This window comes from Pedobacter frigidisoli (genome assembly GCF_032678525.1).
GTDB lineage: Bacteria > Bacteroidota > Bacteroidia > Sphingobacteriales > Sphingobacteriaceae > Pedobacter > Pedobacter frigidisoli_A.
Genome location: NZ_JAVTSE010000002.1, coordinates 882839 through 897770 on the forward strand (window position 1 = coordinate 882839; position 14932 = coordinate 897770).

Below are 14932 nucleotides of genomic sequence, written 5' to 3' on the forward strand. Positions count from 1 at the left end.
TATTAGTATTAGTTATGGAAATTAAAGGAAAAGTACACGAAGTAGGTGCAACGCAGCAAGTGAGTGAAACGTTTAAAAAACGTGATTTAATAGTAGAATACGCAGAGAATCCAACATACCCAGAATATATCCGTTTTGAGGCTTTACAAGACAAAACTGCATTATTAGATACATTCAAAGCCGGCGATGAAGTGGAGGTTTTCTTTAACTTACGTGGCCGTCCGTGGACAGATAAAACGGGAAAAACATCATATTTTAACAGTTTGGTTATCTGGAGAATTAATGCAGTTGCTGCAGGTGCTCCAGCTTCAGCCCCAGCTTATGCCGCTCCGGTTGATGTAAGTAACACCACTGGCGAAGACGATGATTTGCCTTTCTAAATAAAGAATCTTTTTTAAGCAAACAATTTTGAACCATGCCGGGACTTTTGTCCCGGCATTTTTTTTTCTAATTATCTTGAATCATCTTTATTTAAGCTCTAACGGATCATCCTTGTTACTGGAAAGTGATTTATAATGATGAAGATATTGCACATTTATTTCAGTATATAAATACAGTACTTAGACACGGATTAATCACTTGTGATTGTCACGGCAGTGTCTCGGATCTGAACAGGATCCGAAGAGGATCTGTGGCGCAAGATATTTTTTCACATTCTTCCAGTTTCATTTGGCTCTGAAATGGTATAATTTCATGTCACAAATAATTGGCGTGTTCATGTTAAATTTTGTTAAAAACAAAAGGTTCAGTCTATTAATGGTTAAATTTGAAATTTACAACGTGGAAGTTTGCAGTTCAAGCATGAACCAGATATTTGGGTAAATGAAGAAAAGAGGTTTTTGGTTAATTACCGTTTTAATGACGGTAGCTTTGCTCGGGGTTTTCGTAATGCAATTGTATTACATTAGGGAATCGTATAAGCTAAAATCTCAGCTCTTTGATGAGCAAGTGAATCAAACACTCACTTCGGTAGCCAACAAAGTTCAGCGCAGAAACGTTGCTGATCATCTAACCAGGAAAGATGCCGAAAATAAGTTAAAGCAGTTGCAGGATTCCAGGCAGCGGGCACTTGATATTAAAGATTTAAGACAGCAATATATTCAGGGCGCAGAATTGCGGCAGGCTGAACGCGAGAATGAGATTGAAAATTATTTAAATCAGCAGGATAGTATCATTCGGGTGTCCTACCGCGCCCCCGACGTGATTTCCGAAAAAGAATATAGTTCATTAACTTCTAAAAACGGCGATAAACTCGATTTGCAAATGGATGCGATTGTGGACCTGAAGAGCCTGATTTTAAGAGGCTATAGTATGCGTACCAAGCCTTTTTCAGCACCCCCAAAAGCTTTCGAATTTAAGAGCATGCAAAGCCTGCCTGATACTTTACGCTATCTGGTTTTTGATCCGAGAGACGGGAGTCCTGGTTTTGCCAATGTGCCGAAAATACCCAATGATCTGGAGAAAAAGTTTAAGCGCGAGGATGATATTGCCAAAAAGCAGCTTGAAATCAAAATTGCAGCATTAGGGAAGGATACTTTTACCTATACACGTTTAAGTGTAGTGGAAGATGTATCGAAAGAGTTGCAGGAAACCAATATTCCCATTTACAAACGAATTAATTTCGATTCCCTTGGTAATTTGATAAAAGGCGAATTGCAGGCGCACAACATCAATCTGGAGCCATCTTACCGGGTTTCGCTGGCGAAGAAGGATTCTACCATATTCATGACTGCCTCTAACGTTAAAGGAGAGTTTTTGCCTGAAAACACCTATAAAATCCCGCTGTTTGGGAACGATATCTTTCGGGATCCGGGAATGCTTTTTGTAAGTTTCCCGGATAAAAATTCTGCGATAGTTTCTAATTTAAGTGCCACTTTGGCTTCCTCTGTAGGCTTGTTGCTTGTGCTAGTTTTTATATTTTCTTATACGCTATATGCCATTCTTAAGCAAAAGAAGATATCGGAGATGAAAACAGATTTCATTAACAACATGACACACGAGTTTAAAACTCCGGTGGCTACGATTATGATTGCCAGTGAAGCGCTTAAAGATCCGGAGGTTACCGAAGATAAAAACCGGCTGAAGCGTTTAGCTAGTATTATTTACGATGAGAATGTTCGCCTCGGAAGTCACATTGAGCGGGTTTTGAGCATTGCCCGTTTAGAAAAAGGGGAGCTAAAAATGGAGATTGAAGAGGTTGATATGAATGATCTCATTGTAATTGTGCTGGATAGCATGGGTTTACAGCTGGAAAAGAAAAATGCCATTATCAACATCAATACCGAGGCTCGAAATGCCACAGTGTTGGGTGATGAATTACATCTCTCAAATGTGATTTATAACCTGATTGATAATGCCAATAAATATAGTGTTGAAACGCCAGAAATTACCATTACCACACGAAATACTCAAAGTCGGCTGATTATAGAAATAGCAGATAAAGGTATCGGAATGACAAAGGACCAGACGAAAAGAATTTTTGATCAGTTCTATCGTGTTCCAACAGGTAACCTGCACGATGTGAAAGGTTTCGGTTTAGGACTAAACTATGTACAGGATATTATCAAGCAGAGTAACGGTACCATAAAAGTGAGTAGCGAAAAAGATAAAGGAACAACGTTCGAAATATCTTTACCTTTATCAAATTAACTAACTGTCGGTACAAAAGCTTGCTTTATCGATACATCAATATCATAGCAGTTTAATTTATCTAATATAGTGTCGAATTAATTTAATCACCATATTAATTAAACCGTTATGCACACTAATAATCAAACCTTCAGTGTAGGTAATGCTACATATGTGAATAAAATTAAGAAAATGAAGAAAATACTTTTGGTTGAGGACGATCCGAATTTAGGATTATTGCTACAGGATTACCTACAGTTAAAGGGCAGGTTTGAAGTTGTACTTTGTACTGATGGCGAGGACGGGTTAAGGGCCTTCAATAAGCAAAGTTTTGATCTTTGTATTCTTGACGTGATGATGCCTAAAAAAGACGGTTTCACGTTGGGTAAAGACATCAGAAAGGTAAACGCTCATGTTCCGATTATTTTTGCCACTGCTAAAACCATGCTGGAGGATAAATCTGCTGCTTACGATTTAGGTGGCGATGATTATATTACCAAGCCATTTCGGATTGAAGAGCTTCTGCTTCGCATTAACGCTATGTTTAAGCGTGTGGCTAGTAAAGGGGACCAGGGTGATGAGGCTGCTGAAACCCAATTTTCAATAGGGAAATATGTTTTCGATTATACTACCCAGATCATCAGCAGTGGTGATGAGCATCAAAAGCTATCGACTAAAGAAGCCGAACTTTTGCGTTTACTCTGCCTGAAGAAAAACACTGTCTTAACACGTGAAGAGGCCTTGTTAAGTATTTGGCACGACGATAATTATTTCAACGGGCGTAGTATGGATGTGTTTTTAAGTAAACTGCGTAAGTACCTGCGGGGCGATTCGAGTGTTGAAATTATCAACGTTCACGGTAAAGGTTATAAGTTATTGGTTAATTAAAATAATAGCTATATGCTTTATGGTAGAGGATTGGCAGGTCTCAGGGATTACCCAATGTATAAGTCGTGTTGAATTGCGGGGATCAGCTTTCTTTCCTGTGCCAGAGAGAACAGTGTATCAACAGCCTGCCGGCCCTGTTCGCCTAGATTGACACTATATTGGTTTACATACAGCTCGATGTGTTTATACATCACCGCTTCGTCCATCGCCTGTGCATGCTGGCGGATAAAATCTATTCCTGATTTAGGATTGGCAAAGGCAAACTCAACTGATTTTCTGATTAACCTGTTAACTTTTAATTGCACATCCCTGTCGAGTTTTCTATTGATTACAATGCCGCCCAGAGGAATTGCACATCCGGTTAGCTTTTCCCAATAATCGCCCAGATCCACGATTTTAGTCAAACCTTTATCCTGGTAAGTAAAACGGTTTTCGTGAATGATTAGTCCGAGATCAATCTGATCATTAAGCAAGGCTGATTCAATTTCAGAAAAAATCATTTCCTGTTTATTCTGAAGCTGAGGATAGGCAATCCCTAATAAGAAGTTGGCCGTTGTATATTTCCCGGGTATACCGATTCTGAGCTTTCTGCTATCTTTGTTAAGCGCTTCGGCCAGGCTTTCTGCTGTATACTTGTGACTAATCAAGAGCGGCCCCACGCCAAAGCCTAATGCACTACCTGCATCTAATAACGCGTATTGATTTGCCACATAGGCGAAAGCATGAAAACTAAGCTTGGTAATGTCGAGTTGCCCTACAAGCGCTTTTTGATTTAGTGTTTCCACGTCATCGTAAAAAACTTCAAACTCTAAACCTTCGGTATCAATCTTATGATGAATCAGCGCATCAAAAATAAAGGTGTCGTTAGGGCAGGGGGAAAAACCAAGTGTAAGCTTCATGTTTCAAATGTAGTTACTGCGAAAAATTAAAAAGTCATGCTCAGTTCATTTCTCCGATAAATGAAATGGCCCAATCGTTCAGGTTTTTAATCGCCAAACCGATCTTCCAGTTTTCTTTATTGCGGGGTTCTACATAATTGGAAACACTTCTAATCTGAATACAGTCTATATGCTGTTGTTTGCAAGCATATAGCACAGCTGCGCCTTCCATGCTTTCTGTTGTTGGACTGAACCTCTTAACCAGGCTTGCAATACTTTTTTCGCTCCCTGTCACACAGTTTACGGTAATACCTTTTGCTAAAGGCAGCCCCACTTTCTTATCCGTTTTTGACTTATAATGATTGTCGCCAAAGCCCAGGTCAGTGATGCTGAGAAATTCATTTCCGTTTTCTGCCCCCAGTTCGGCAAAAATATCCTCGGTAATGTTCAAAACAGTGCCCAATTCAATATTTCTATTGAAACAACCGGCTATACCAAAGTTTACCACCAGGTTGTATTTTGGACTGAGGTGCTGCCCAAGGGCAAAAGCAGTTGCTACCATACCTACGCCGGTAATGAGTACGTCGAAGCTTTTGCTCTCCACAAAGTCGCCTCCCGGCAAATTGAAATGCTGGTAAAAAAAAGCCAGTTCGGCTTTTGTGGCGGCTACAACTAAAGTTTTCATCAGGTAAATTTAGGAGATTGTTTTAATTAAATGGCTTTCTTTAGTGTTAATGCTTAATGAGTATATTTGCACTTTATTTGATAATAATGATTTATATAACGAGAAAAGCATCATTCAACGCCGCACATAAATTAGCCCGTACCGATTGGGACGATGATAAGAACAGTGAGGTTTATGGTAAATGCGCCAATCCAAACTGGCACGGACATAACTATTGGTTATACGTTACAGTAAAAGGCGAGGTAAACCCTGAAACGGGCTTCCTTGTAGATTTGAAATGGCTTAAGGATGTAATGAATACGTATGTTGTAGATAAAGTTGATCATAAAAACTTAAACCTTGATGTAGACTTCATGAAGGGGAAGCTGGCCTCTACAGAAAATCTGGCGATTGAGATCTGGAAACAGCTGCTAGGCCCGATTGCGGAAAGCGGCGCGATTTTACATTGCGTTAAAATCTACGAGACGGAAAATAATTATGTTGAATATTTCGGTTAATAACCCCAATTAATGAGCACTAAAGACGTATTAAAAGGCGAATCGAGAGATGGCTATGTAAAAATAGACCGCTATAATGAGGCAAAAATCGAAGCCGTTGCCACGCACTATAAAGATATCCTGGGTCAGCTGGGTGAAGACCCTGAACGTGAAGGTTTGATTAAAACACCTGAGCGTGTGGCCAAAGCGTTACAGTATCTTACCCATGGTTATGACTTAAAGCCTGATGAGATATTAAAGTCAGCGATGTTTGAAGAAGACTACAGCCAGATGGTTGTGGTAAAAGACATTGAAGTATATTCCATGTGTGAGCATCACATGTTGCCTTTTTTCGGTAAGGCCCATATTGCTTACATCCCGAACGGACATATTGTTGGGCTGAGCAAAATCCCACGTGTTGTTGATGCCTTTGCCCGTCGTTTGCAGGTGCAGGAGCGTTTAACCAATGAAATCAGAGATTGTATCCAGAATACTCTAAACCCGATGGGGGTAGCAGTGGTGATGGAGTGCCGTCACCTTTGTATGGCTATGCGCGGTGTGCAGAAACAAAACTCTGTTACTACCACATCTGCTTTTACCGGAACGTTTTTGAGTAACGATAAAACCAGGGCCGAGTTTTTAAGGTTAATTACAGCGAGTTTAGATTAACCTCCAACCCCTGAATGGGAGCGAGGTTTCAATCAATTATCATAAAATTTTAAAACATTAATTTCCCCTTTAGGGGATTAAGGGTATGAAAGCATATATTTTTCCTGGACAAGGAGCACAATTTGTTGGCATGGGTAAAGATCTTTACGAGAATCCCGAGGCTGCAGCATTATTCGAAAAAGCCAATGAAATTATCGGATTTCGTATCAGTGATATCATGTTTGGCGGAACTGATGAGGAACTGAAACAGACGAATGTAACCCAGCCGGCAATCTTTTTGCATTCGGTTATTCTTGCTAAGGTATTGGGTGAGGAATTTAAGCCAGATATGGTTGCAGGACATTCATTAGGAGAGTTCTCTGCATTAGTTTCTGCAAATGCACTTAGTTTTGAGGATGGATTGAAACTGGTTATTGCGCGGGCAAATGCCATGCAAAAAGCATGCGAAGCACAGCCTTCAACAATGGCTGCTATTTTAGGATTAGCTGACGATGTTGTAGAGAAAATCTGTTCGGAAATAAATGCTGTTGTTGTTCCAGCCAATTACAATTGCCCGGGGCAACTGGTTATTTCCGGTAGTATTGAAGGTATTGATCTGGCTTGTGCAAAGTTAACTGAGGCCGGTGCTAAAAGAGCATTGAAGTTAAATGTAGGTGGTGCATTTCACTCACCTTTAATGGAACCTGCCAAGGTAGAATTACAGGCAGCAATTGAGGCAACCCATATTTCTGCCCCGGTTTGCCCGGTTTATCAGAATGTTGATGCAAAGCCTTATACTGATCCATCAGAAATTAAAGCGAATCTGATCAAACAATTAACTGGCGCTGTACGTTGGACTCAAACTGTTGAGCATATGCTGGCAGATGGGGCAACTGATTTTGTTGAGGTTGGGCCTGGAAATGTATTGCAGGGATTGGTTAAAAAAGTGAGCCGTGAAGTACAAACAAGTAGTGCTAGTGTAGCTTAATTTAAAGCCTGTTAAAATATTTGCAACGCCATAAACTAAGCAGTTTATGGCGTTATTTTTTATCAATATTTAATATCTTTATCAAAATCGATGAAATTGAGCTTTGGTGTAAAAATTAGGTTTCTCCTGTTAGTTTTAGGCTGCTGTCTGATCGCAACTTCTATTTCATTAAGCAGGTTTACTACCAAAAACGAACTTCTCGACCGCGATGCCAGAGAGATACAGGAAAACCTGTTGACAAAGGAAAAAGCGGTACAGGATTTTCTGGCCGATAAGCAGCAGGTTGCGTTGGCCAGGCAGTTTCATCTTAAACCTGAACATGCCATCAGATTCATTACTACCTACCGTAAAATCAATGGTATTAATCTGCTCACCTATCAAAACAACCAGCTCAAATTCTGGAGTACCTATAAGGTTTCGGATATTGACCCTCTTGGAATTAAAGAGGGGATTTCAGTACTATATCTGTTAAACGGTTGGTATGAAGTGATTAAAAGTACCCAGGGGAACTTTACTTTCGTCTTCCTCATCTCCATTCAGTCGCAATATCAGTTTAAGGAAACGCAGTATTTCAGGAACGATCTCGATCCGCTGTTATCCAAATCCAGGCTGTTAACGATTGCTTCATTTACAGATAAAGATATTTATACCATTAAGAGCAGCGATGATAAATTTTTATTCGGGCTGAAGGTTAAGCCTGGTTACATCGACTCGTACTATTCTAATACGCAGCTATGGATGTTCATTGCAGGTATTGCCTGCATTTGTATGTTCTTTAATTCATTGTGCTCGTACATTGCCCGTAGGGGGCATATCGCCTGGGCAACGTTCCTTCTGCTATTTTTCTTCCTGGCTTTCAGGCTTTCCGATCTGTATTATGGCTGGTTCAACCACCGCTTTGCGCTTGACTTATTCGACCCGAAGATTTATGCAGATAGTTCCCTTATGCCATCCCTTGGCGATTTCCTTTTAAATGTTGTTGTTGCAACATGGCTATTGCTTTTTATGTTTAACCACAAAGCACAATATCAGTTTCCGGGATGGGTGAAAAAGAATAAGGTGGTAGGTTTATTTATTCAGGCATTACTGATGGTTTTCATCGGATGGATCGGGTGGCAAACTGATGATATTTTCTTTGGGCTCATCTATAACTCGAAGATTAACTTCGACATCATCAACATTTTGAAGCTTAGCGGCACAAGTTGGGTAGGGATTGTGATATTATGTCTGGCCTGGTTTCAGATTTATCTGATTACCATCATCTCTGCTACGGTGAGCATGCAGCTCAACATTACCAACAGAGACCGGCTCGTTATATTTTTGGCGGGCTTTATGGGTGTTTTTGTTTACAAACTTGTAGTAGATTTTAATGCCTTTTTTATTGTATTTGCCCTGGTGCTGTTCATTGTAGCCAGAGCGGTTTATGTTCAGGACAAGAACTTCTCAATCGGTTTATTTGCGATTGTATTCTTTTGTCTGGCTTTTAACACTTCCATCAAGTATACCAAGTATAAAGACATTAAAGAACGCAGCTTACGGGAGCCATTGGCTACCAGGGTGCAATCTTCTTATGACCCCAGTGCCATTGTAGCGCTTGGAATTCTGGGTGACGAGCTGGTTAATGATGGTTTTTTTACCAAGTATTTCAGCAACATCCAAACCACAAATCCTGCGGTATTGAAAAACCATATCAAAGATTATCTGGATGGTTATCTCACCCGTTACGATTATCAGATTTATCCCTATAACAGATCCGGCGTTGCCATTGCCAATCCGGATAGTCCGCCTATCGCCAAGTATAAAAATCTGGTTGAGGTGGGGTCAGTTAAAATCGAAGGGTCGAACTATTTTTATCAGGTTAACAATACTTTTGGTTATCAGGATTATTTTGGAATCATTTCTATTGTGGATAATGGAAGCCTTCTGGGGACACTGGTACTTGAGCTGCGATCCAAACCTTATAATTACAATAACAGGCTGCCAGACCTGCTGGGCGACCAGAAACAGGCCAGGGATCAGGAATTCAAGGGCTATTCTATTGCTTTATACAGCAATAATAAATTGCTTAATCAATCCGGCACCTACACCTATCCGTTAGATGGAAGTATATTTAAAGGGAAGATAGATGATTTTATAGTCACCAACGACCCTGATTTACGCTATAGCCATCTGATTTATAAGCCCAGCGCAAGTAAAATGATTGTGATCAGCAAAGAGAAGGTTGATTATGTGGAACGTCTGGCTGCCTTATCTTTCTTTTTCCTGGTGTTCATCATCTTTTCGCTGGTACTTTATGGTTTAATCTGGCTGATCAAAAGTCTGGATGACGATAAAGTGGGCTGGTTCAGTATCAACCGGTCGCTGATGATCAATGCAAATAAGATCCTGTATAAAACCAGAATCCAGGTTGTTATTGTACTTTCGGTGGTGGCTACCCTGGTTGTTGTGGGGTGGGTAACCTATTATTATATGGACAAGGAGTATCGTGGACAGCAGGATTTACTGATCAAAGATAAGATCAGAAAGGTTCAGCAGAACTTTGAAAAGCAGATATTCAACAATGGAACGATTGCCAACGACGAAAATGCTGTTGCTGAATTTAACAACTTTGCTGATATCAATAATGCAGACCTGAATTTATATGATGTTGATGGAAATTTATTGATGACTACCTATCCGAAACTGTATAATTATAAAGTGATTGGTAGAAAAATGGGGCCTTTGGCTTATGCTTATCTTCATAGTTTAAACCGGTCGGAATACATCAATTCTGAAGAAAAGATCGGAACGCTTACTTATGCTGCAGCCTATGCGCCGGTTAGAAACTCACAGAATAAAACAGTAGCCTATATAGGGCTTCCGAACTATTCAAACGAGGAAGAGTATTCTGATAAAATTGCTTTATTCGTGAGCAATCTGATTAATATTTATGCTTTGGTATTTGTTGCTATTGGTGTGCTGGCTGTATTTCTGGCTAACCAGATTACGAGTCCTCTGACTTTCATACAGGAGAGCATCAGCAAAACCAAGATCGGGCAAAGGAGTGAGCCGATAGTTTGGCGGCGCCATGATGAAATAGGTTCGCTGATTAAAGAGTACAACAGTATGATTGCAGCACTGGAAGAGAGTGCTTTAAAGCTTGCGCGTTCTGAACGCGAGAGTGCATGGCGGGAAATGGCTAAACAAGTTGCCCACGAGATCAAAAACCCGCTTACTCCGCTGAAACTCGGGGTGCAGTTACTGGATAAATCATGGAGGGAGAAGGATCCGAATTTTGAGCTGAAATTTAATAAGTTTAGTAAGTCTTTTATTGAGCAGATTGACAGCCTTTCAAAAATTGCTTCGGAATTCTCAAACTTTGCAAAAATGCCTGATATGAATCTGGAGAAACTGGATATTCTTCCTGTTATAGAACAGGCCAGGGAGGTATACAAAAATACTGAAAACGTGGAGATTAATGTGTTTAACAAAACGGACCATGATATCAGGTTACTGGCCGATCATGATCAGCTGCTTCGCACGTTCAATAACTTATTTAAGAATGCCATTGAGGCTATGGATAGCCATACCCACTGCATCATCAATGTGAGTTTATACAATGATGATTTGAGGGCTTACATTGAAATTAAAGATAATGGTCAGGGAATTCCTGAGCTGCTGCAGGATAAAATTTTCGTACCTAATTTTACTACAAAAACTTCCGGTACCGGTTTGGGGCTGGCTTTTGTAAAGCAAGCCATAGAAAATGCCGGAGGAACAATCAGATTTACTTCGGGCAGTGGAACAGGAACAACTTTTTATCTGAGCTTAAAGCTGGCTTAGCCGCAAGTTTGATTTATTTCAGCTCGATCTGGGCTTTGCCCATGGTGTTTCCGTCTGCGTAAAGGATAACGGTGTAGATGCCTTTTATAAAGGCTTTAGGATTTGCCCAATCAATTACATAAGTGCTGTCGTCGTTATTGTAATCGATGTAGATGGAGTGGCTGAACTGCATTTCCTGGCCATCGGCTTCGAAACGATTGCTTTCGTCGGCAAGGAGATTTCCAGCCGGATCAAATACCCTGAGGTAAATATTGTGGTGGCCTTTCTCGGCAACCTGGTTAGGTACCACATTAAAGCGTACACTGAGCTTTTCTGCTGTTGAAGATTTTGTAACTTCTACTTTCTTGCCGCTGGATTTAGTTCTGAAGGCAACAATATCGGCCGACTGAAGTTTAAGTGCTGCGGCTTTCTTTACCTTAGCATTCAGGTTTGCGTTTTCACTCTCGAGGCTGGAAGCTTTGTTGCTTATATTTCTCAGCGTATTCTCGAGGCTATCTTTACTATTCTTTAAAAAGATATTGTCTTTTTGCAGTTGTATAATCTGGTCGTTATAGTTTTTTACAAAGGTTTTCAATTCATTGATTTGTGAATTGGCTTTATCAAGTTCTCCCTGAGTTATCTGGTTCTTTTCCAGCGATTGTTTTAATTCTTCAATTTTTTCCCGGGCAAGCTTTTGTTCTTCCACAAGTTTTTCGTTCAGATCAAGGTTGAGGGCATTTACCTTATCCAGTTCCACTTCAATTTTTTCTACCTCTAAACGCAGCTTATCTTTTTCAGTGCTCACCGTCACAAATTTTTCGCTCTGCTGTCGATCCTTAAAGAAAAGGTAGGCATTTACACCGACTAGTGCAGCGATAACGATGACCAGGAAGTAAATTTTGTTTCTATCGCCCTTATTAATCTTTTGTGGTTCCATTTTTTAATAATGCTGTATCTTCTTAAATTAATATACTTTTGTTGTTCCATAGGTAAATGGGGTACACAATTAAATTAGCGGGCGCAAATTATAATTTTTAAAAAAGATTATAAGACTTTTTAAAAAAAATCGTTTAATGCTAATGTTGATTTGTATTAAAATAACAGAATCACACACCCTGAACAGAAAACAATACAGAGATAATGTTTAAAAACTTACTATACGCACTTTTAACTTTAACAGTAATACCGAATATATTAAATGCACAACCATTATCAAAAATTGCACCAAAAAGAGAATTCAGGGGCGTTTGGGTGGCTACTGTGACTAATATTGATTGGCCTTCACGCCCTGGGTTAACGGTAGATCAGCAGAAACAGGAGCTTATCGGCATCCTTGAAAGGCATAAAAGTCAGGGCATGAATGCTATTATTTTGCAGGTACGGCCCGCCGGTGACGCCTTCTATTCCAAATCACGTGAGCCCTGGAGCCAGTGGCTGATGGGAAAACAGGGACTTGCGCCAGCACCTGGATATGATCCTTTGGCCTTTGCGATTAAAGAAGCCCATTTCCGGGGAATGGAGCTGCATGCCTGGTTCAATCCTTATCGGGCGAGCATGAGTAGCAGCACCGTTTTCAGTGAAGATCATGCATTTCGTAAGCATCCGGACTGGTTTTTTACTTATGGTGGCAAAAAGCAGTTTGATCCGGGGATTCCGGATGTAAGGGAATATATTGTTCAGGTTATTTTAGATGTAGTGAAAGGTTATGATGTTGATGGAATCCATTTCGACGATTATTTTTATCCGTATAAAATTGAAGGACAAACGATCAATGACAGCGCAACGTTTAGTAAATTCCCTAATAATTTTTCGGATATACGAGACTGGCGAAGAAACAATGTAGATATGCTGATTAAGCAGCTGGATGACAGTATTCATCATTATAAAAAATGGGTAAAGTTTGGTGTGAGTCCGTTTGGTATCTGGAGAAATAAGAATGAGGATCCGGAAGGTTCAGCAACCAGTGGTTTGTCGAATTATGCAGAGTTATTTGCGGATAGCAGGAAGTGGGTTAGAGAAGGCTGGGTAGACTATATCAATCCGCAGATCTACTTTACCTTTACCAGGCGAGTGGCTCCATTCGGAACCCTGGTAGACTGGTGGAGTAATAACAGCTATGGCCGGCATGTGTATATCGGGCAGGGTGCTTACCTTGTCAACTCCAAGGCTGAAATGGCATGGAGAAACCTTTCAGAGTTGCCGAGGCAAATTCGTTACATCAGAGATAATAGCCGGATACAGGGTAGTGTTTACTTCAGTTCTAAATCATTAAGTACCGTGGGTAGAGCAGTAGGTGATTCCCTGAAAAACGATTTTTATAAATACCAGGCACTGCCTCCGCAAATGCCATGGCTGGATGAGGTTCCTCCTAATGAGCCTCAGGCGCTAACAGCCGATGCGCTGAAGGATGGGGTGCATTTAAAATGGCAGAATCCACTGAAAGCAAAGGACGGAGAAACGGCCTCCGGGTATGTGATTTACCGGTTTGATGAAGGGGAGAAGATTTCCGTGTTTGATCCTAAAAACATTGTTAAAATCAGCTTTGAGGATTACCCGACATTTATTGATACGAGTGTTGAAGCAGGAAAGCGCTATAGTTACCTGGTTACGGCTTTAGATCGTCTGAAGAATGAAAGTGAACCAAGCGGGCCTGTAGGGGTTGAGGTGCCATTGGCAAAATAATGTCGTGATGATAGTTTGAATTGGCGATCAAAAGCTCTAAATTAGTTCGATTAACCCAACCAGACTATGACCGAACCCAAACAACGCCTGCTGTCGCTTGATTTTTTCAGGGGCTTAACTGTTGCTGCAATGATTCTGGTGAACAATCCTGGAAGCTGGGGGCACATTTACGCGCCATTGGAGCATGCAGAATGGAATGGCTGCACACCTACTGATTTAATTTTTCCGTTTTTTCTCTGGATAGTGGGGGTATCCATAGCATTCGCGATGGGGAGTAGTAAAACAGATGCAGCAAATCATGGTAAAGTGATACTGAAAGCGGTGAAAAGGGGAATTACGCTCTATCTATTGGGATTTTTTCTCGCGATATTCGGCAAGCTGATGGCTGTGATTCTGGATGGCAAGAGCTTGCTGGAAGCTTTCCAAACCGTTCGTTTGTTAGGCGTACTCCAGCGCATCGGGATAGTTTTTATCATCAGCAGCATCCTCTTTTTAAAATGTTCCACTAAAACGATATTTAGGATATTCATTGCGATTCTGGGCATTTACTGGGCGCTTATGACTTTTGTTCCCGTTCCCGGGGTAGGTTATCCGAATCTGGAGAAAGAAACCAATCTCGCTGCCTGGATTGACAGGGGAATCCTAACTGAAGCACATACCTGGGCATCATCTAAAACCTGGGATCCGGAGGGCATTTTAACTACTTTACCTGCGGTTGGGACTTGCTTGTTCGGAATTCTGGTGGGTGTTTGGATGCGGCGAAAAGATATCGACCATCCTACCAAGGTAGCCTGGTTGTTTACTGCTGGTATTGCCTCGGCTGTGCTGGGTTTATTATGGGATCTCCAGTTTCCCATTAATAAGGCATTGTGGACCAGCTCGTATGTGTTATATGCGGGTGGCTTAGCGGCTATGGGTTTGGCACTATGTTACTGGTTAATTGATGTTCAGGGTTATAAGCGTATGACCACACCATTCGTGGTGTATGGCGTAAATGCCATTACCGTATTTTTTCTGGCAGGACTGATGCCAAGATTACTGAACTTTATCAAGCTCAGCAACGCAGACGGATCGAAAACACCCTTGCTGGAGAAATTTTATAGCAGCTGTTTTACACCGTTCTTTTCTCCAATAAATGCTTCTTTGGTGTGGGCAATTTCTTACGTACTGGGGTTTTATGTGCTGCTATACTTTATGTATAAGCGAAACATCATTATTAAAGTTTAAAGAAACCAAAGGGGAAACTTCCGAAATCTGG

At 40.8% G+C, this 14932-nt stretch carries 12 protein-coding genes; 9 read left to right on the forward strand and 3 right to left on the reverse strand.

What is annotated here, in order from left to right:
* The first annotated feature begins 14 nt into the window (after positions 1-14).
* The 3 genes from R2Q80_RS08890 (at position 15) to R2Q80_RS08900 (ending at position 3516) form a co-directional block, all read left to right on the forward strand.
* Positions 15-380, forward strand: a complete 366-nt coding sequence (locus tag R2Q80_RS08890) for a DUF3127 domain-containing protein (protein WP_316799252.1) — start codon at positions 15-17, stop codon at positions 378-380.
* 442 nt (positions 381-822) lie between these two features.
* Complete coding sequence (locus R2Q80_RS08895) at positions 823-2649, forward strand: HAMP domain-containing sensor histidine kinase (RefSeq protein ID WP_316799253.1); 1827 nt, start codon at positions 823-825, stop codon at positions 2647-2649.
* Between the two features lie 171 nt (positions 2650-2820).
* The gene (locus R2Q80_RS08900) at positions 2821-3516 is read left to right on the forward strand and encodes a response regulator transcription factor (RefSeq protein ID WP_316799254.1); all 696 of its coding nucleotides are present in this window, start codon (positions 2821-2823) and stop codon (positions 3514-3516) included.
* A 47-nt stretch (positions 3517-3563) separates the two neighbouring features.
* On the opposite strand, the gene R2Q80_RS08905 is transcribed toward R2Q80_RS08900, so the two are convergent.
* Both R2Q80_RS08905 and mqnB read right to left on the reverse strand, forming a co-directional pair.
* Positions 3564-4415 carry a 1,4-dihydroxy-6-naphthoate synthase gene (locus R2Q80_RS08905; RefSeq protein ID WP_316799255.1) on the reverse strand — a complete coding sequence of 284 codons (852 nt, stop codon included), beginning with the start codon at positions 4413-4415 and terminating at the stop codon, positions 3564-3566.
* A 40-nt stretch (positions 4416-4455) separates the two neighbouring features.
* Entirely contained in the window at positions 4456-5079 is a 624-nt protein-coding gene (gene mqnB / locus R2Q80_RS08910) for a futalosine hydrolase (protein WP_316799256.1), read from the reverse strand.
* Positions 5080-5165: 86 nt separating this feature from the next.
* Here mqnB and R2Q80_RS08915 point away from each other — a divergent pair, with 86 nt between their 5' ends.
* The 4 genes from R2Q80_RS08915 (at position 5166) to R2Q80_RS08930 (ending at position 11013) form a co-directional block, all read left to right on the forward strand.
* The gene (locus R2Q80_RS08915) at positions 5166-5576 is read left to right on the forward strand and encodes a 6-pyruvoyl trahydropterin synthase family protein (protein WP_316799257.1); all 411 of its coding nucleotides are present in this window, start codon (positions 5166-5168) and stop codon (positions 5574-5576) included.
* Between the two features lie 12 nt (positions 5577-5588).
* Entirely contained in the window at positions 5589-6224 is a 636-nt protein-coding gene (gene folE, locus R2Q80_RS08920) for a GTP cyclohydrolase I FolE (RefSeq protein ID WP_047799603.1), read from the forward strand.
* Between the two features lie 85 nt (positions 6225-6309).
* Positions 6310-7191 carry an ACP S-malonyltransferase gene (gene fabD / locus R2Q80_RS08925; RefSeq protein WP_316799258.1) on the forward strand — a complete coding sequence of 294 codons (882 nt, stop codon included), beginning with the start codon at positions 6310-6312 and terminating at the stop codon, positions 7189-7191.
* Between the two features lie 90 nt (positions 7192-7281).
* On the forward strand, positions 7282-11013 hold the full coding sequence (locus R2Q80_RS08930) for a HAMP domain-containing sensor histidine kinase (protein ID WP_316799259.1): 3732 nt from the start codon (positions 7282-7284) through the stop codon (positions 11011-11013).
* A 13-nt stretch (positions 11014-11026) separates the two neighbouring features.
* Here the strand turns inward: R2Q80_RS08930 and R2Q80_RS08935 are convergent, their stop codons facing one another.
* Positions 11027-11929 (reverse strand): hypothetical protein, encoded by a 903-nt coding sequence (locus R2Q80_RS08935; RefSeq protein WP_316799260.1) that lies wholly within the window; start codon positions 11927-11929, stop codon positions 11027-11029.
* 203 nt (positions 11930-12132) lie between these two features.
* Here R2Q80_RS08935 and R2Q80_RS08940 point away from each other — a divergent pair, with 203 nt between their 5' ends.
* Both R2Q80_RS08940 and R2Q80_RS08945 read left to right on the forward strand, forming a co-directional pair.
* Positions 12133-13674, forward strand: coding sequence for a glycoside hydrolase family 10 protein (locus R2Q80_RS08940; protein WP_316799261.1), 1542 nt, complete (start codon positions 12133-12135; stop codon positions 13672-13674).
* Positions 13675-13740: 66 nt separating this feature from the next.
* Positions 13741-14901 (forward strand): DUF5009 domain-containing protein, encoded by a 1161-nt coding sequence (locus R2Q80_RS08945; protein WP_316799262.1) that lies wholly within the window; start codon positions 13741-13743, stop codon positions 14899-14901.
* Positions 14902-14932: the final 31 nt, after the last annotated feature.